This is a genomic window from Phaeobacter sp. CAU 1743 (genome assembly GCF_039839315.1).
GTDB lineage: Bacteria > Pseudomonadota > Alphaproteobacteria > Rhodobacterales > Rhodobacteraceae > Phycobacter > Phycobacter gallaeciensis_A.
Genome location: NZ_JBDOQR010000038.1, coordinates 15,668 through 33,842, shown reverse-complemented (window position 1 = coordinate 33,842; position 18,175 = coordinate 15,668). Strand labels below are relative to the sequence as shown.

Sequence of the window (18,175 nt, the reverse complement as noted above, 5' to 3'; positions counted from 1 at the left end):
GGGCCTCGGCCTGTTCCTGCCGGTTTCCTATTCCTTCACCATCTGCATCGCTTCTCCATTGACTCTTTTCGTCAGTTGTCATGGAATTGAAGTATGGCAAATGTGCAGTCCGATGCAGTCCGCAAGCTGGCCTTGGCAACAGGGTCCGCATGGTTGCTTCCGGCGTATTTGCCTAATCCCCTCATCCGCAGCTGACGATAGTCTGCCGGGCTTGGCCCCGGCGGTGTTGCGGGTGGTATTATTGTGAAGGAGATCACATGCGTTACAAAATCAGCGGTCAACAGATCGACATCGGCGAAGCGTTGCAGTCCCACGTTAAGGATGAACTGGGAACGGCTGTCGCGAAATACGCAGAGCGCCCGACGGACGCCACCGTGGTCTTTTCCCGTTCGGCGCATGAATACGTCTGCGAGGCCACCGTTCACCTGTCCACCGGTCTGACCGCTCAGGCCAAGGCTCATGCCACTGAAATCTATGCGTCTTTCGAAGGCTGCTGCAACAAGATGGAAAAACAGCTGCGCCGCTACAAACGCCGCCTGAAGGACCATCACCGCGACCGCAGCGAACCGGTTGAACATTTGGGCGCCAGCTCTTATATCCTCGCCTCTGATGAAGCGGAGACCGGGACCGAACCCGACTCGCTGCAGCCGATCATCGTGGCCGAGATGGAAACCAAGATCCCGTCCCTGTCCGTTGGCGAAGCAGTGATGCAGATGGAACTGGCCGGGGCGCCCGTTCTGGTTTTCCGCAACGAAGGCAAAGACGGATTGAATGTGGTTTACCGCAGGGATGATGGCAACATCGGTTGGATCGATCCTTAAGCAGTAGCCCAGCGGCCCACCGGATAAGGTGGTCGAGCGGAGCAAATGACCGAGATGCAGATTTCCAAGATCCTCAAACCGGACGCCGTCCGCGTGATTGGTGCAGCCTCAAGCAAGAAGCGGCTGTTTCAGGAGATCGCCGAGGTCGGGCATCTCGCCTATGGTCTCAATCCGCAACCCACGGTTGAGGCGCTGCTTGATCGGGAAAGCCTTGGCCCGACAGGGGTAGGACACGGTGTTGCCCTGCCCCACGCCCGCCTTGATGGCCTGTCCGAGGTCTGCGGCGTCTTCGTGACCCTGGAAAAACCGCTGGATTTCGCGGCCGTCGACCGGCAGCCCGTCGATATCGCCTTTGCCCTTTTTGCGCCCGAGGACGCAGGCGTTGAACATCTGAAGGCGTTGGCCCTGGTGTCCCGCACCCTGCGGGAGCAGAATTTCTGCACCAAACTGCGCGCCAATAACGATCCGGCGACGCTGTTCACCATTCTCACCGAAAACCAGCCCGTTCAGGCCGCCTGAGAGCGGCATTGAACAGTCTATGGGGAAAACTGCCCTTGTTCAGGGCAGACACTCTTCAGCGCTGCGGCCTCCAGGCATCGAACCCCAGCATCATATAATCCCGCTGATAGAGCGCTGTGATCATCTCCTCCAGCGCTGCATCATGAATATCGCCCAGCGTATAGGGCTGCGATCTCGGCTGTGACGGCGCATAGGCGGGCGCGGAGGCTGCAAACCTTTGTGCCAGGGCGGGCAGTTCCACCACCAGTTCCTCTTCGCGCAGGATCATGTCTGGCGGCCCAAGCTCGGCAAAGCCCGACAAGGCCTGTGACTGGCTGGACCATTCGGCATCCACCCGGATCGAGGTCTGCCCGGCAAGGTTGGCTTTGACGAAACCCAGAAACCCTTCAAAGGCGGCGCGGTGATCGGTGCGGGAATAATCCTCATCCGGGCCATCCTTGGGCAGCGGCACCTTGAATTGACGGCGCAGGGTTTCGCGAATGGCACCATAACTGCCCGGCCCCTTTTGCAGAATGCGCTGGCAAAACACCTGGTGAATTCGCTCGGCCGGGTGACGCAGAACGGTGAAACTGCGAAAGCCCTTGTTCTGAGTTTTCCACTGGCGCAGCTCTTTCTGGTTCATCCCGGAGATCAAATCCTCCGACGTCACACCATCCAGCGCTGCCAGCCATTCCGACATGGCTTCCTCGGGCCCGCCCCGCATCGGCAGGTAAAGGAGCGGCGTCTTGGCGGCGGCCAGATAGCCGCGCACCGCCGGGCCACGGCGCGGTTCGAAATTCGGCGTGCGCGACAGGTTGAACCAATCCATTGCCGCCAGTGCTGCCGTCATCTCATCCGGGTTGGCCACCTTGGACAGGGTCGGCGCCGGGTTCTGCCGCTTCAGCTTGTCATCCAGTGCCACCAACCGGGAGTTGACGCCCAACCATTGCGCCAGACCGTTCATCACATCCAGATTCTGCAGGTCTTCATAATCCACATAGAACGCGGTCTGGCCTGAGGACTGAAGCCGGTTCATCAACGTGATCTGAAATGCCTGAAGATCCTCGACATGGCGGGAAAACTCCGTCGCATCGAACTCCGCCTGCGCTTCTTTGCGGCGCTTGATATTGGTCAGCTTCCACTGGCCGGTGGCCGCAGCGATCTTGCGCGAGACGTAGCTGTCCAGCGGGTTGCGGGTCAGGATGATCTTGGCGCAGCGAGGATCCTCCAGCGCAATGTCCAGAACCCGCGGATCGTGATCGTGGAAATACCGAAAGCCGCCAAAGGCATCGGGCTGCGACCGGATCCGATCGATCAGCTTGCCAGGGTCCGCTTCGCGCATCTCCTGCGTCAGGCCCAGAACCTCGGTGCGGTTCGGGTAGCCTATGAAATGAGGATTGAAGGCCTCTCCGTGGCAGATCACCCCTTCTAGCGCGTTGAGGTTGGCCTCCAGAAAATTGGAGCCCGTGCGCATTTCAGCAAAAACAACGAAGTAATCAAAGGGTTTGGTCATCAGAACCTATCGCACCAAATACGGTTTTCGGGGGGACTTTGGCATGCTCACCGGTCCTTGTTCCACCGGGAAATCCCCCATCAAATAGGGGTGCATGCCCTGGTTCTTGAGGTTCTGCAGAAACTGTCCAAAGCCCTCCAGATCCGCCATCGTCGGCGCCTCGTTCAGATGGCGCGGGGCCTGCGCCCCCAGATCGTCCAGAATGGCCTGCAGGGGCTCCATCGGTGCCTCGACAAATTCCGCCATGGTCCAGATGCGGACGCGGGCCTTGGTATGCTGATCACGCAGCAGATGCAGATGCGCAGCCTCGATCCGCTGCAGGCGCGCCGCGATGCGCCGCAATTCGGAAAAACTCTGCGTCGAGCGGAACAAGGGCACTGCCCAGGCGCCGCTGATCACCGACACATGCGCATTGGGATCGCCTGCGATAAAGGCGCCGATTTTCTGGTTGTCCTGCGGGCCGAACTGGAAGCTTTGCCGTTGCCCCCGGGTATTCCAGATCAGATTGGTGAGGAAGCTTTCGGGATTATAGTCGCGCAATTTTGCCGTATCGCTGAGTGCGCCATTGATCATGCTGTCGCCGTCGGCGAATTCGGCCCTATCCGGCGCAAACAGATGGCCATGCACCCGGCTGCCCGTGGTCCGGTTCAGCCAGCTTTCAAAATCGACGAAGAGCTCAGCAAAGCCCTGGAACACCGAATAGGGATTGGCGGTCACATTGCTCACCGACCATTTGCTCGGGAACCGGCTTTGCATGTAAAGACCCGGTCGCCCCCGGGTGCGCCGCTCCACCGCCTTGGAGAAGACCCGGTCGATCTTGCCTGGGTTGGGTTCCGTCCGCTTCATCGCACCTGCCGGATGGGTCAGGAAGGCATCATAAAGCCGCTGCGCCCGTGGCCAGATCTTGCGGGCAACGAAACAGTCGGACCGGCGCAACAGCTGCAGGTGATCGTCATAGAAGATATGCGGTTTGCCCTCGAAATCGAACTTCGACAGGGTCAGCGAACGGCTTTCGATCTGCGCCGAATGCTGCCGCGCGAGGGTCTGGAAATAGCTTTCGTCGGGGATCCAGACCTTCTTGAAGTAGCGATCATGGATTGGCCGGTCCGGGTCCTCAAGAATCGCCGACAGGGTGCGGCGGGTCAGGCACCACCATTGGCTGCCCATGTGGGGCACCAGACCGGGGGGAATGCGCCGCTTGATCCCTAGCCTGCGCTGCAGATTGACATAACCATCGAATAGCGCGCGCTGCTTTTTCCAGGAAAAGGGAAAGCGCAGGGTGAAACGTTCCACATCCAGACCGCCCACGATCCATGGCACATCGGCGGTGGTGGCACTTTCGATGAAATCGGTCTGCGGGCGGGCGGCCAAATAATCGACAAGTTCCTGCACCGGTCTGAGCGGCAGGCAAGAGCCTGACGACAGGTAGACGTGGCGCACGCCGGGACAGGACCGCAACATCATCTCCGCTGCCGATTGCGAGGCGGCGACGATGCCCCAGGTGCCCCATTCGCAGGTGTGGCGCGGCGAAAACCGGATCAGCTGCTCATCCGACAGCCCGTCGCGGAAGGTTTTGAACGTGGTCTGCGGCACCTTACGGTCCACATGGATCACCACTGGGCAGCCCGCCGCCGCCCAGTGGCGCGCCACCTGCTCGGCCCGCTCCAGCGCCGTATGCACCAGCATGACGATGCCGACCGTGCCCTTGGTGGCCTCTTCCTTGCTAGTTTGGCCTGCGCTGCTCATGCCCAGTTGCCCTTGGACATGAGACCCAGAATCTCAAGCTGGCGCCAGTTGATGTATTTCTCGCTCCATTTGCACCACAGGTCCGGTTGCTCGGCCAAGAACGCGGCATAGGCCTTGTACTCGGCCGATTGCGCATAGTGCTGGCTGCGCGTCACCTCTTCGCGGGCCTTGTCACCAAAGGTGTCCAGAAACTTGGTATGGAGCAGCGCGCCGCTGGTCTTTTCGCCGCCATTGGTCTCATAAACTCGGTTCAGCCCGCGCGGCAGCAGGGCGTGGGTCGAACTGACATAGGCGTATTTCCGGTCCCATTTGACCAGTGGTATCTTGTTCAGCGCCGGTGCCTTCTTTGGCCGGTCGGCAAAGAACATGCGGGCACGGGGGCCGCCCTGAATCCACAGGTTGCCATAGGTCGGGTTCGGGCTGATCGTGTAGTTGCCGCTGTCGAACCAGTTGGCGATTTCCAAAGGATCCTGACCGGGCTGATAGGCTGCATCGGTGATGCGCCCCTTGGGATAAACATCGATCAGCATGGCGGCAAAACTGCGGATCGCGGAATTGTCCAGCCAATCGGTCAGCGCCCGGATCGGGCGCGTGTCGCAGAACGGATAGATGAACAGCTCATCCGGATCGACCACCAGCACCCAATGCCCATGGGCATAGCGGCGCTTGAGCGCATTCATCCAGTCCACACCGTAGTTTGCCCGCCGATAGCTCGCATCACTGTGCCAGAGAGACACATCCGGCATGCCTTGCAGATAGTCGCGGGTGCCGTCCTGCGATCCGTTATCGACAAGGAGAAAGTGATCGACCCCAAGGTCCCGGTAATAGTCGAGAAAATAGGGCAGGCGGATCTTCTCGTTCCGCATCGTGGAAACCAACAGGATATCATCCGGCCGGATCTGGCCGGTGTTGTCCTGAATGGTCTTGAGTTCACGGGATTTACGCAAGGCCCGGGCCAGCCTGTACCTGCGCCGTACACGCATACGGTAAGAATCCCAAAGACCCACGGCTACTCCATATCCGTCTGTTTCCGACCCTGTACGCTCCGCGCGGGTAGGCCCCGGCGCGCGACTGCCTGCGCGCAATATGTCACGCGCCAAGTCTATTAACAACGAATTTAGAAACAGTTACGGGGGCTACCCGCACCACCGAACTCGGGTAATTCACACCCTACCACGCGGGCGCCCGCATCAACCCCAGATCGGCCAGTTGCTCTGGCCCCGTGTATTTCAAAGCGTTCTCAAACCACAGGTCCGGGGCCGAGGTCAGATGGTCATAATAGGGCTCGAAATCCTCGGGCGTATGGAAGTGCTGTTTTCGCTGCTTTTCTGTTGCCGATTTTGCGACAATTTCGGGCAGGAATTTTGTGTGCAGCAGCACGCCCGACGGCTGCGGCCCGCCCGGCCCGTCGTATAGGGCGTTCAGCGCCGGCGGCAGCGCCGCATGGGTCGAATTGACATAGGCGTAGCGGCGGTTCCAGCGGATCAGCGGGATCTTGTTCAACGTCGGAGAGCGATGTGGCTCCCCGGCAAAGAACACCCGCTCCCGCGCGCCGCCCTGCAGCCACAGGTTTCCCATCGGGTGCTGCCGGACCGCACGGTAAGGCACCGCATCGAACCACTGCAAAACCTCCAGCGGGTTCTGACCCGGCCTGTAGCTGACCTGATTCAGCGGCCCGCGCGGATAAAGATCCAGCATCATGGCGCCAAACCCGACCTGCCCGCTGCGGTCAAGCAGTTCGGTCAGCGCGCGCAGATCATGGGTGGCAATGCCGCCATAGGTCAGCAGTTCATCCGCATCCACCGTCAGGCACCAGTGATCCCTGCCATAGGTCATCAGCAGGAAGGTCAGCCAGTCCAGCCCGAAGCGGGAGGCCTTGTAGCCCGCGGACGTCTGCCAGAGCGAGACATCGGATTGCTGCCGCAGCATCTCTGCGCTGCCATCATCACTGCCATTGTCGATGATCAGGAAGTGCCCGACGCCGAGGCGCCGGTAATAGTCCAGGAAATACGGCAGCCGCGTCGCCTCGTTACGCAGCACAACAAAGGCCAGAATGTCCTCTGCCCCGATTGCCGCTGTCTGATCGCGCAACAGGCTCAGCTGGTGACGAGAGCGCCAGGAGCGCCACAGAAGCCGCCGCCGTTTCCACCGCATCCGGTAGGCTGCACGCCAGCCGATATCCGGCATCTCGGCGGCGGGGCGGAGCGGCTCCATGCTCAGGCCTCGTAATTGCCCGTCTGATGCCATTTCCAGGCATCAGCGATCATCATCTCAAGACTGGAACGCTGTGGGTCCCAGCCCAGATCTGTGATCGCCCGGGTCGATCCCGACACCAGTTTGGTGCAATCGCCCGCCCGGCGTGGCCCCACGGTGCAAGGTACCTTGCTGCCGGTGACCTCTTCAGCCTTATCCATGACCTCGCGCACCGAAAACCCGCTGCCGGTACCGAGGTTGAAGATCTGGCTGCCCTTGCCATCCTTCAGCCACTGGAGACCCAGAACATGGGCATCCACCAGGTCGCAGACATGCACATAGTCGCGGATGCAGGTTCCATCGGGGGTGTCGTAATCGGTGCCAAAAATGGTCAGCGCATCGCGCTTGCCGTCGATCGCATCCAGCACCAGCGGCACCAGGTGGGTTTCGGGGCGATGGAATTCGCCGACTTCAGCCTCGGGATCTGCGCCTGCCACGTTGAAATAGCGGAAGACCACCGAACGCAGCCCATAGGCCGCGCCGAAATCCTTCAGGATATCCTCGACCGCACGTTTACTGGCACCATAGGCGTTGAGCGGCAGCTGCGGCGTGTTTTCATCCAGCACCACGTTATCGTGCTCGCCATAGGTGGCACAGGTCGAGGAAAACACGAAATCAAGGCATCCGGCAGCAACGGCGGCCTCGATCAGGTTCAGCGATCCACCGGTGTTATTGGCCCAGTAGCGGCCCGGCTGGCTCATCGCCTCACCGACCTGGCTGAGAGCCGCAAAATGCATCACCGCAACCGGTTTATAGGTGGCAAAAACCTCGTCCAGACGGGCGCGATCCGCAAGGTCGCCCTTTTCAAACGGGCCGAATTTGACTGCGTCCTGCCAACCCGTGACCAGATTGTCATAAGTGACGGGTGTAAACCCCGCCGCCTTCAGCGCCTTGCATGCATGCGAGCCAATATAGCCGGCACCGCCGGTTACCAGAACATTTGCCACTGTCCGTATACCCCTAATTCGATCTTGTATTGTCCGGTCTCAATACCAGAGGCTGGCCAGTGTTTCCTACTCGGCAGCCTGTCCGACCTGAGCGATTTCGGTGATATACTGCAGCAGCTCATCCCGCAATTCCTCACGCCCCAGGGCGAAGGCGACAGTGGCCTGGAGGAAACCTGCCTTGGAACCGCAATCAAAGCGCTGGCCGCGGAAGCGATAGCCATAAACAGGCACATCTTTTTCGATGTCCTGGGCAATGGCGTCGGTCAGCTGAATCTCGCCGCCCGCCCCCTGCTTCATCTTGTTGAGATTGCGCAGCACCGAGGGCTCAAGAATGTAACGGCCAATCACCGCCAGATTGGAGGGCGCCTCGCCCATAGCCGGTTTTTCGACCATGCCGCGGGCCTCGACCACGGATCCCATGTCGTTCTTCACGTCCAGAACACCATAAGCACCTGCCTTCTCTGGTGCGACTTCCATCGCAGCCACCATATTGCCGCCGGTTTCGCTATAGGCCTCAACCATCTGCTTGAGGCAGGGGGTCTCTGCCGCGATCACATCGTCGGGCAGGATCACTGCGAAGGGCTCATTGGCGATCAGCCGCCGCGCACACCAGACCGCATGGCCCAGACCAAGTGCCTGATGTTGGCGGATATAGGCGATGGCGCCGCTTTCCATATTGGTGTGCTTCAGAGTTTCGAGCAGCGCATCCTTACCTTTCTTGCGCAGCTCCTGCTCCAATATCGGGGCTTGGTCAAAATAGTCTTCCAATGCCCCCTTACCGCGCGAGGTTACGAAGATGAATTCCTTGATCCCCGCCTCGCGAGCCTCGTCGATGGCATATTGCACCAGGGGGCGATCCACCAGCGTCATGATTTCCTTGGGCACCGATTTGGTCGCAGGCAAAAACCGTGTGCCCAGACCCGCCACAGGGAAAATCGCCTTCGTCACTTTTTTACGCATGGTGTTCTCTCAATTATTTTCGGGGCATACTGCCCTCACTGGTTCCGGCCCCACAGGGTCACGCACTTCACCTGTTGCGCAATCCCTATCCGTTTCACCCTATACAAAAACACCAAAAAAAGGGTTTTTGATGACATTGGGCCATGTTTTGCCCCTATTCAGAGACCTGCCGTTGGCCTCACTTTGGTTAGGCCGCTCCCATCCGAGACATCATCTCCTCTATCCTGGGCACATCTTCCGGATTGTTCAGCTCCCAGAATTCGCGCCCCCGCGCGGTGACTTCGACACACAGAACCTTGCGACCGTTTTCAAGAAAACGAAGCTGCTCCAGCCCTTCCAAGGTTTCCAGCGGCCCTGTCTGCCAATCAGGATAGGCGGCAAGTGCGTCGGGACGGTAGGCGTAGACGCCCACATGGTGGAAAACTGGCGTATTTTCGCCATCCTTATAGGCATTTGCACAAAAAGGCAGCACTTCTTTGGAGAAATAGAGCGCGCTGTGGTCCGCAGCGAAGACCGCAGTGGTGCCACCGACGCGGCCCGCGCGCCGATCTGCCAAAAGACTGTTGAGCGTTGCGCCATCACAGCGCAGCACCGGCGTCGCCAACCCCATGCCCGGGGCTGCGCGCAGAGCTTTGACCAAATCCTCGATGAACCAATGCGGCGTCAGCGGCGCATCCCCCTGAAGGTTCACGACGACCTCGTAGCCGCCGCCCAGCGCCGCATGGGCCTCGGCGCAGCGCTCGGTGCCGTTGGCGCAGCTTTCCGAGGTCATCACTACCTCGGCGCCAAAGCCTTCTGCCGCGCTGCGAATCCTGTCGTCATCCGTCGCGACAACGACCCGTTCGACCCCATCGACAGCACAGGCCGCCCGCCAGGATCGTTCGATCAGGGTCTGCTTTTCGCCGGTGGCTCCGGTCAATTCCACAAGCGGCTTGCCCGGATAGCGTGTCGACGCGTAGCGCGCGGGGATGACGATCAGGACAGACATCAGGCCTCTTTCAATTCAACGCCCGGAGCGTAAGCGATGAAAAACGGGTTCGCATAGCCGCCTTTGCCGTAAACAAGGGGGGAATGATCGTCGAAACGCACCACTTTGCCACCTGCACCCGACAGGACCGCGTGGCCGGCCGCTGTATCCCACTCCATGGTGCGGCCCACGCGGGGGTAAAGATCCGCTTCGCCGGTGGCCACGAGGCAGAACTTAAGCGAAGAACCCGCGCTCTTCATGTCCTTGACGCTGTACTTGTTGATGTAGTCGTCGGTCGCCTGATCCCGGTGCGATTTCGAGGCCACCACCATCAGCGCCGCATTGTCGCTGGAGGCAACGCGGATCGGAGATGTGGCTCCAACAGTCTCAGGGTCAAAGTCACCGGTTTCCTCTACCGAAGAGCCATCAGCGAGAGTGAAGAACATACGCTCCTTGGCCGGGGCATAGACGACGCCGCGGGTCGGCACGCCTTTTTCCACCAGCGCGATGTTCACGGTGAAATCGCCGCGGCGGTGAATGAATTCCTTGGTGCCATCCAGCGGGTCGACAATCAGGAAGGTGTCACCGCGTTCCTTGTGCGAGGCGCTCTGCTCTTCGGTGACCAGCATCATATCCGGGAACGCCGCACGCAGGCCTGCCGAAATCAGAGCATCCGCGGCCTCGTCAGCGGCGGTGACGGGGCTGTCGTCCGATTTCACCTTCACATCGAAATCATCCGAATTGTAGATCTCCATGATCTTGTTGCCGGCTTCGATCGCCAGCCGGCGGATCACGGGTACGAGCTCTTCATAGGTCAATTCGGCGTCTCCCAGACCAGGGGTTAATTGAAAATTTTCCTGCGCCCCCTTATGGTGGCTCTGTTTTGGAACGGCAAGCAGGCCGTCCCCCAATCCGCAACAAACGCAGATTACAGGCCACATGTTTCAGGTTCGCACGCAAAAAACGTCGGTTTCCGGACTCATCGCCATGGGCGAGGTGGTCTTTCATTCGGTCGTGCGGAGCGTACGGTCGAAACACAACAACGCGCTGATCGCACTGGGGCTCAACCTGTTGCAGGCTGTTCTGTTCGTCGCGGCCTTTTACATCATGTTCGCGGTTCTGGGCATGCGCGGCTCTGCCATTCGCGGCGACTTTCTGCTTTATGTGCTGTCGGGGATCTTCCTGTTCCTCACCCATACCAAAACCGTCAGCGCCGTCGCCGGCGCAGAGGGGCCCAGCAGCCCGATGATGCAGCACGCGCCGATGAACACCATGGTGGCGATCCTGTCAGCGGCGCTTGGCTCACTTTATATTCAGGTGCTGTCGCTGCTGATCATCCTGTTCGTCTATCACGTCGCCTTTACCCCGGTGCATATCGAACAACCCATCGGCGCCTTTGGTATGGTTCTGCTGGCCTGGTTCACTGGCGCGGCGGTAGGGCTTGTTTTTCTGGTGATGAAGCCTTGGGCACCCAGCCTCGTTGGTATCTTCTCGATGATCTACCAGCGCGCCAACATGATCGCCTCGGGCAAGATGTTCCTCGCCAATACTCTGCCGACCTTCATGCTGGCCATGTTCGACTGGAACCCACTGTTCCACTGCATCGACCAGTCGCGCGGCTATGTCTTCATCAACTACAATCCTCACCACAGCACATGGCAATACGCCGCCTGGGTGGGGCTGGTGCTGGTGATGATCGGCCTGATGGGTGAATTCTACACCCGCCGCCACGTCTCGCTCAGCTGGAGCGCGCGCCGATAGTGGCGCACCCACACCACGTTCTTGCCTCGGTCAACCTGCCTGACGGCACCAACAGCATCTGCGTCGATATCTTCCGGCGGGATGATGGCTCGTTCGGGTTTGACCTGTTCCGGCGCGAACCCGAAGACGGGCGTGGCTGGTTTTCTATCGGCTATTTTGGTGATCGCCGTTTCAACAGCGCCGCAGGGGCAGCTGTGGCAGCCGGCGCCGACGTACATTGGCTGGAAGACGCAGCCCCCGACCTGATCCAACGCTTTAAGTCACAACGCGCAGCGTCAGATTGAGCCGCCCACCTTTGGGCAAGAGCCGCGAAGACTTGAACCGGATCCGGTCCACCCCATGATAGGCCAGCCGCGCCTCTCCGCCCATGACCACCACGTCGCCGGAATTGAGCCAGAGCGAATCCGTCTTGCCGCCGCGTGTCGGATTACCAAGGCGCAGCAGCCCGTCATCACCAAGGGAAATGGACACAACCGGATAGGAGAAATCCGCCTCGTCCTTGTCTTGATGCAGACCCATGCGCGCGTCTTCGCCGTAGTAGTTGATGAGACAGCAATCGGGCAGACGCTCCAACCCCGTCAGCTCCCGCCAGATGTCGAGAATCGGTTCAGGGATCGCGGGCCAGTCGCTGCCGCGCGGATGCTTTGGAGCGTAGCGGTAGCCCTCTGCATCAGAATACCAGCCGAACGCCCCAGCCGAGGTCATGCGCACCGACATCTGCCCGCCTCCAGGCACCACAGGCGAAAACAGCGGCGCCGCCTTCAGAACCGGGCGCAACGCCGCGATCAGGTTCCGCTGCGCATCGGGGGTCAGATGGCTTTTGTAAATCTCGAACCCGCGCAGGCGCAGCTTGCTCATTGCCGTTATTCCATTCTTAACCACGGCCCATGCAAAAAAGCGCATTGAATCGTCTTTCTCGACGCGTTCAGGCGCTTGCAGGGGCAAATTCCGCTCCCTATATACGCCGTGACGCCGGGAGATGCAGACCTCCTGGCACCGAAATCGGGGTCTGGATGCCAAAACGGGTCCAGGTCTCGGGAAATCGCCTTGAAAAGAAAAGGGATCGAAAATGAGCAAAGTTATCGGGATCGACCTCGGGACCACCAACTCCTGCGTTGCCATCATGGATGGTTCGCAGCCGCGCGTGATTGAAAACGCCGAAGGGACCCGCACCACTCCGTCCATCGTCGCATTCACCGACGAAGAGCGTCTGGTTGGCCAGCCCGCCAAACGTCAGGCCGTCACCAACCCGGACAACACCATCTTCGGCGTCAAGCGCCTGATCGGCCGCCGGTTTGACGATGCGGATCTGGCAAAAGACAAGAAAAACCTGCCGTTCAACGTGATCAGCGGCGGCGATGGCGACGCATGGGTCGAAGCCAAGGGTGAGAAGTATTCGCCGAGCCAGATCTCGGCCTTCATTCTCGGCAAGATGAAAGAGACCGCGGAGTCCTACCTCGGTGAGGAAGTGACCCAGGCCGTCATCACCGTGCCTGCCTATTTCAACGACGCACAGCGTCAGGCCACCAAAGACGCAGGCAAGATCGCCGGTCTTGAAGTCCTGCGTATCATCAACGAGCCGACAGCCGCCGCGCTGGCCTATGGCCTCGACAAGGAAGACACCCAGACCATCGCGGTTTATGACCTTGGTGGTGGTACCTTCGACGTGACCATTCTGGAAATCGACGACGGCCTGTTCGAAGTGAAGTCGACCAACGGCGACACCTTCCTCGGTGGTGAAGACTTTGACATGCGCATCGTCAACTACCTGGCAGATCAGTTCAAGAAAGAGCACCAGGTCGACCTGACCAAGGACAAGATGGCCCTGCAGCGACTGAAAGAAGCCGCTGAAAAAGCCAAGATCGAACTGTCCTCCAGCTCGCAGACCGAAATCAACCAGCCGTTCATCTCGATGGATCCGTCCTCGGGCCAGCCGCTGCACATGGTCATGAAACTGACCCGCGCCAAGCTGGAAAGCCTGGTTGGCGACCTGATCAAGGCTTCGATGAAGCCCTGCGCCGCAGCTCTGAAAGACGCCGGCCTGTCCGCGTCCGACATTGATGAGGTGGTTCTGGTCGGTGGTATGACCCGGATGCCGAAAGTCATCGAAGAGGTGACCAAGTTCTTCGGTAAAGAGCCGCACAAGGGTGTGAACCCGGACGAAGTGGTTGCCATGGGCGCCGCCATTCAGGCCGGTGTTCTGCAGGGGGACGTGAAAGACGTTGTTCTGCTCGACGTGACCCCGCTGAGCTTGGGTATCGAAACCCTGGGTGGTGTCTTCACCCGCCTGATCGACCGCAACACCACTATCCCGACCAAAAAGTCGCAGGTGTTCTCGACCGCGGAAGACAACCAGAACGCCGTGACCATTCGTGTGTTCCAGGGTGAGCGCGAGATGGCTGCCGACAACAAGATGCTCGGTCAGTTCAACCTCGAGGACATCCCACCGGCACCGCGCGGCATGCCGCAGATCGAAGTGACCTTTGACATCGACGCCAACGGTATCGTTTCGGTCGGCGCCAAGGACAAGGCGACCGGCAAAGAGCAGACGATCACCATTCAGGCTTCGGGCGGTCTGTCCGATGACGACATCGAAAAGATGGTCAAGGACGCCGAGGACAACGCCGAGGCGGACAAGGAACGCCGCGAGCTGATCGAAGCGAAGAACCAGGCCGAAAGCCTGATCCATTCGACCGAGAAGTCGCTCGAAGAGCACAGCGACAAGGTGGACCCGTCCACCGTCGAAGTGATCGAACTGGCGGTTGCCGCGCTGAAGGACGACCTGGAAAGCGACAAAGCCAACGCCGAGAAGATCAAGGCTGGCATCCAGAACGTCACCGAAGCGGCGATGAAACTGGGCGAAGCGATCTACAAGGCGCAGGCTGAAGAAGGTGAAGAAGAACCCACAGCCGCTGACGAAGCCAGCGGCCCGGGCGACGACGACATCGTGGATGCCGAATTCGAAGACCTGGACGGCGACAAGCGCTAAGGTCTGAATCATTGGCTTGACCCTCGGGCCGGTCCGGACCCCGGACTGGCCCGTTTTACGTTGAGGCAGAAGGGGTAAACCGATGTCAAAACGCGACTATTACGACATTCTCGGGGTGGCCAAAGGCGCCACCGCCGAGGAAATCAAAAAAGGCTATCGCAAGAAAGCCAAGGAACTGCACCCGGATCGCAATGCCGATAACCCGGATGCCGAAGCGCAGTTCAAAGAGGCCAACGAGGCCTACGAGGTTCTGAAGGACGCCGAGAAGAAGGCAGCCTATGACCGCTATGGTCATGCGGCCTTTGAAAACGGCATGGGCGGCGGCGGCGGTCCCCGCGGCGGCCATCCGGGCGGCGGCGATTTCTCCTCGGCCTTCTCGGATGTGTTCGACGACCTGTTCGGCGACTTTATGGGCGGACGCGGCCAAGCAGGCGGGCGTCAGCGCGCATCGCGCGGCGCGGATCTGCGCTATAACCTGCGCGTCACCCTGGAAGAGGCCTTCTCCGGGCTGCACAAGACGATCAAGGTTCCGACCTCGGTCGCCTGTACCTCCTGCGAGGGCACCGGTGCCGAAGGTGGGGTCGAACCCACCACCTGCCCGACCTGTTCGGGCATGGGCAAGGTGCGTGCGCAACAGGGCTTTTTCACGGTGGAGCGCAGCTGCCCGACCTGTTCGGGCCTGGGCCAGATCATCAAGAACCCGTGCAAAACCTGCCACGGCCATGGCCGGGTGGAAAAGGACCGCTCGCTGTCGGTGAATATTCCGGCGGGTGTGGAAACCGGCACGCGAATCCGTCTGGCTGGTGAGGGCGAGGCGGGCCTGCGCGGCGGGCCTCCGGGCGATCTCTACATCTTTGTCGAGGTTTCGCCGCACGATCTGTTCGAACGCGACGGCAACAATCTTTATTGCCGGGTGCCCGTGTCGATGGCCAAAGCTGCCCTGGGCGGTGCCATCGAGGTGCCGACCATCGACGGCGGCCGTGGCCGCGTCCAGATCCCCGAAGGCAGCCAGTCCGGCCGTCAGATGCGCCTGCGCGGCAAGGGTATGCCTGCGCTGCGTGGCGGTAGCCCCGGTGACATGTTCATCGAGCTGGCCGTGGAAACGCCGGTCAACCTGACCTCCCGACAAAAGGAACTGCTGCGCGAGTTCGAAGACCTCTCGGAAGAGAACACGAACCCGGAATCCCGCAGCTTCTTCTCCTCGGTCAAAAGCTTCTGGGACGGCATGAAGGGGTAATCCCTGAACCCTCCCCGGCTTTCGGGTCGAATACCATCGCAAAAACGCCCCCTCGTGGGGCGTTTTTACTTTGTGCAGCCCACTGCGCTGGCCCTTAATACCGAGGACAGGCCTGATACCTTCAACGATGGTGATCGTGGTGAAAGCTGGCGCATTCCGGGACAAGACCCTGCCACTGTTTGATTGCAGTGACGAAGCGCGCGATGCGCTGGTGCCTGCCGGACGCCTACCGTCCTATATCAAGGATCACCGCGTCCGGCTGCGCCTGCGGTTCATGGAGGGCGGCGCGGCAGCCATGCCAGACTATGAGCTGCTTGAACTGATACTGTTCCGGTCTATCCCGCGTCAGGACGTCAAACCGCTGGCACGTCGGCTGATGGATACCTTCGTCGATTTCAACCGGGTCATCACCGCCCCGGCAGAGCGCCTGTTGCAGGTAAAGGGCATTGGCGAAGCAGTGATCACCGATCTCAAGGTACTGGAGGCCGCCGCCCATCGCATGGCGCGTTCCCGCATCATGCAGCGGCAGGTACTCTCCGGCTGGGATGCGCTTCTGGATTACTGCCACACCACCATGTCCCACTCTGAGGTCGAGCAGTTCCGGGTGCTGTTCCTGGACCGCAAGAACGTGCTGATCGCGGATGAGGAACAGGCCCGTGGCACCGTGGATCATGTGCCGGTCTACCCGCGCGAGGTCGCCAAACGGGCTCTGGAGGTGAACGCCAGCGCGGTGATTCTGGTGCACAATCATCCCTCGGGCGATCCGACCCCCTCGGAAAGCGATATCACCATGACCGCAACCATTGAGAACGCCCTAGCCGCGCTTGGTATCACCCTGCACGATCACCTGATCATCGGAAAATCATCCGAACTCAGCTTTCGCAGCCACGGATATCTGTAGCGCTGGCAACCGCCGCAGGGAGGTCAGCGCACCCAGACCTCGACCCGGCGGTTCACCTCGCGGCCCCAGGCGCTGTCGTCGCAGGCCATGGGCAGCGCCTCGCCAAAGGCCGCCACGTCGATATCCACCCGGTCCAGATTGGCGGTCTCTGCCGCTGCCGCCACCGCATCGCGCACCGCATTGGCCCGCTTGATGGCGATCTTGCGGTTCGCCTCCGCCGGGCCCTCGCCATCGGAGAAGCCAACGAAGAGCAACCTGTGCGAGTCGTAGATCCCGGCCTCCAGCGCCCGGCCCAGTTGCTCGATATTGCTGCGGGATTGCGCATCGGGGCGGGTTGAGCCCGGTTCAAACCGGAAGGATGTTGTCAGCCTCTGGAGCCCGCGCAGAGTAGATGTCAGCCGCTGCAGTTCTTCCAGATCCACCTCTGGCCCTGCCGCCTCTATCGCGTTGGCCAGCCGGTCCCCCTGAGCAGCGATCGACACGCGTTCCGGCGCCTGATCGACAAACCCCGCCCTGCGGATCACAATCTGCGCACCGGGCCCACGCACGTAGCTGAGGAAATCCCGCGCCACCTTGGGCAGCCGCCGTTCCGGCAGATAGAGGAACATGGGAGAGGTCAGCGGGTAATCCTCAGTCTTGATCGACCGGCGCGTCGCGCGCAGGGAGAACCCACATGGCCCGGTCAGGGTCAGAGCCCGCGCGGTGCCCGTATTGGCAAAACTGCCGATAGCGAGTGCGAAGGGGTCCGTGGCAACCATGCGCACCATCGTGCTGTGCCGGTCATGGCGACGCAGATCAGGCATCAATGTCGCCTTGGCCGGGGCCAGCAGCTTGTCCTCGACCGCCTGGGCCAGGCCGGAGCCTTCGACCGGCAGGTGCAGGGAAATCGGTGCATCGGCGCCGCCCAGCTCGGACCAGTTGGTGATCTCACCGGAAAGGATCGCAACCAGCTGCGGCAGAGAGATACGCTGCACCGGGTTTTCCGGCGACACCAGCGGCACCATCGCATCAAGCGCCAGAACCCGGCTACGCGACGGGCCCGTCATATCCCCCATGCCAGCCGCCTGCGCGTGTTCGCGCTCGGCCGGGCGGATTTCCCGCAGCGCCATGACGATATCCGCCTCATCCGCCAGAAGATCTGCAAAGCCTTCGTCGGTATTGCTGACGAAAAAATCGAACCGGGCGGCGGGACGATCCCCGCGCAGCAGAACATATTCGAAATTGTCGCCGGGCAGCGGATCGCGGCGCGTCTGGTAACCGTTGCGCAGGGCAAACCCTTCGATCAGGGCGGGCAGCAGGACCTCTGCCATGGTCGAGGATCCCGACAGGGTGATCTCGGCCACGTAATCGGACAGGCTGGGACAGCCCGGACCGTCACAGCTGACCCCGGATCCGTCGACGGTCAACTCGCCGAACTTGGTGTCGACCCGGTAATATTCTCCGTCGAATCCCAACAGGTTGCCGGTGATTTCCACGGCCCCATCGGGAGAAGACAGCGTGACATCCTGGGCGGCCAGCGATGTGACAGTTCCGGACAGAAGAAGTGCGGCGCAAATCGCCGCACGAAAGAAAGCCATGAGGA

General features: G+C 60.6%; 17 protein-coding genes. 7 read left to right on the top strand and 10 right to left on the bottom strand.

All coding sequences use genetic code 11. The annotated features are described in order from the left end of the window. Window positions 1-257 precede the first annotated feature (257 nt). Both raiA and AAFO90_RS15090 read left to right on the top strand, forming a co-directional pair. Window positions 258-821 carry a ribosome-associated translation inhibitor RaiA gene (raiA, locus tag AAFO90_RS15095; RefSeq protein ID WP_065272102.1) on the top strand — a complete coding sequence of 188 codons (564 nt, stop codon included), beginning with the start codon at window positions 258-260 and terminating at the stop codon, window positions 819-821. A gap of 54 nt (window positions 822-875) precedes the next feature. Next, entirely contained in the window at window positions 876-1,340 is a 465-nt protein-coding gene (locus AAFO90_RS15090; RefSeq protein WP_065272101.1) for a PTS sugar transporter subunit IIA, read from the top strand. Between the two features lie 55 nt (window positions 1,341-1,395). On the opposite strand, the gene AAFO90_RS15085 is transcribed toward AAFO90_RS15090, so the two are convergent. The 8 genes from AAFO90_RS15085 to cysQ form a co-directional block, all read right to left on the bottom strand. Next, a complete protein-coding gene (locus tag AAFO90_RS15085; RefSeq protein WP_347509895.1) occupies window positions 1,396-2,832 on the bottom strand; it encodes a nodulation protein NodH in 1,437 nt (478 codons plus the stop codon). A 6-nt stretch (window positions 2,833-2,838) separates the two neighbouring features. Further along, window positions 2,839-4,578, bottom strand: a complete 1,740-nt coding sequence (locus tag AAFO90_RS15080; protein WP_347509894.1) for a beta-1,6-N-acetylglucosaminyltransferase — start codon at window positions 4,576-4,578, stop codon at window positions 2,839-2,841. Next, window positions 4,575-5,561, bottom strand: a complete 987-nt coding sequence (locus tag AAFO90_RS15075) for a glycosyltransferase family 2 protein (RefSeq protein WP_347509893.1) — start codon at window positions 5,559-5,561, stop codon at window positions 4,575-4,577. The genes AAFO90_RS15080 and AAFO90_RS15075 overlap by 4 nt, the downstream gene beginning before the upstream one ends. 187 nt (window positions 5,562-5,748) lie before the next feature. Further along, window positions 5,749-6,792 carry a glycosyltransferase family 2 protein gene (locus tag AAFO90_RS15070; RefSeq protein ID WP_347509892.1) on the bottom strand — a complete coding sequence of 348 codons (1,044 nt, stop codon included), beginning with the start codon at window positions 6,790-6,792 and terminating at the stop codon, window positions 5,749-5,751. A 2-nt stretch (window positions 6,793-6,794) separates the two neighbouring features. Further along, on the bottom strand, window positions 6,795-7,778 hold the full coding sequence (gene galE, locus AAFO90_RS15065) for a UDP-glucose 4-epimerase GalE (RefSeq protein ID WP_347509891.1): 984 nt from the start codon (window positions 7,776-7,778) through the stop codon (window positions 6,795-6,797). A gap of 66 nt (window positions 7,779-7,844) precedes the next feature. After that, on the bottom strand, window positions 7,845-8,738 hold the full coding sequence (galU, locus tag AAFO90_RS15060) for a UTP--glucose-1-phosphate uridylyltransferase GalU (protein WP_274836072.1): 894 nt from the start codon (window positions 8,736-8,738) through the stop codon (window positions 7,845-7,847). A gap of 187 nt (window positions 8,739-8,925) precedes the next feature. Beyond that, complete coding sequence (locus AAFO90_RS15055; RefSeq protein ID WP_347509890.1) at window positions 8,926-9,726, bottom strand: manno-octulosonate cytidylyltransferase; 801 nt, start codon at window positions 9,724-9,726, stop codon at window positions 8,926-8,928. Then, complete coding sequence (cysQ, locus tag AAFO90_RS15050; protein WP_347509889.1) at window positions 9,726-10,523, bottom strand: 3'(2'),5'-bisphosphate nucleotidase CysQ; 798 nt, start codon at window positions 10,521-10,523, stop codon at window positions 9,726-9,728. Before cysQ ends, AAFO90_RS15055 begins: the two co-directional genes overlap by 1 nt. Window positions 10,524-10,644: 121 nt before the next feature. Between cysQ and AAFO90_RS15045 the strand changes: the two genes are divergently transcribed. Both AAFO90_RS15045 and AAFO90_RS15040 read left to right on the top strand, forming a co-directional pair. Then, window positions 10,645-11,466 (top strand): ABC transporter permease, encoded by an 822-nt coding sequence (locus tag AAFO90_RS15045; RefSeq protein WP_065272092.1) that lies wholly within the window; start codon window positions 10,645-10,647, stop codon window positions 11,464-11,466. After that, window positions 11,466-11,750, top strand: a complete 285-nt coding sequence (locus tag AAFO90_RS15040) for a hypothetical protein (protein WP_347509888.1) — start codon at window positions 11,466-11,468, stop codon at window positions 11,748-11,750. Before AAFO90_RS15045 ends, AAFO90_RS15040 begins: the two co-directional genes overlap by 1 nt. Here the strand turns inward: AAFO90_RS15040 and AAFO90_RS15035 are convergent. After that, on the bottom strand, window positions 11,722-12,324 hold the full coding sequence (locus AAFO90_RS15035; protein WP_274829352.1) for an alpha-ketoglutarate-dependent dioxygenase AlkB: 603 nt from the start codon (window positions 12,322-12,324) through the stop codon (window positions 11,722-11,724). The genes AAFO90_RS15040 and AAFO90_RS15035 overlap by 29 nt on opposite strands. 211 nt (window positions 12,325-12,535) lie before the next feature. On the opposite strand from AAFO90_RS15035, the gene dnaK reads away from it, so the two are divergent. The 3 genes from dnaK to radC all read left to right on the top strand — a co-directional run bounded on the left by dnaK (window position 12,536) and on the right by radC (window position 16,593). Continuing rightward, a complete protein-coding gene (gene dnaK, locus AAFO90_RS15030) occupies window positions 12,536-14,455 on the top strand; it encodes a molecular chaperone DnaK (protein WP_347509887.1) in 1,920 nt (639 codons plus the stop codon). A gap of 82 nt (window positions 14,456-14,537) precedes the next feature. After that, a complete protein-coding gene (gene dnaJ / locus AAFO90_RS15025; RefSeq protein ID WP_065272088.1) occupies window positions 14,538-15,692 on the top strand; it encodes a molecular chaperone DnaJ in 1,155 nt (384 codons plus the stop codon). Between the two features lie 136 nt (window positions 15,693-15,828). Next, the gene (gene radC, locus AAFO90_RS15020) at window positions 15,829-16,593 is read left to right on the top strand and encodes a DNA repair protein RadC (protein WP_347509886.1); all 765 of its coding nucleotides are present in this window, start codon (window positions 15,829-15,831) and stop codon (window positions 16,591-16,593) included. A 23-nt stretch (window positions 16,594-16,616) separates the two neighbouring features. Here the strand turns inward: radC and AAFO90_RS15015 are convergent, their stop codons facing one another. Then, complete coding sequence (locus AAFO90_RS15015; protein ID WP_347509885.1) at window positions 16,617-18,170, bottom strand: substrate-binding domain-containing protein; 1,554 nt, start codon at window positions 18,168-18,170, stop codon at window positions 16,617-16,619. Between the last annotated feature and the right edge of the window lie 5 nt (window positions 18,171-18,175).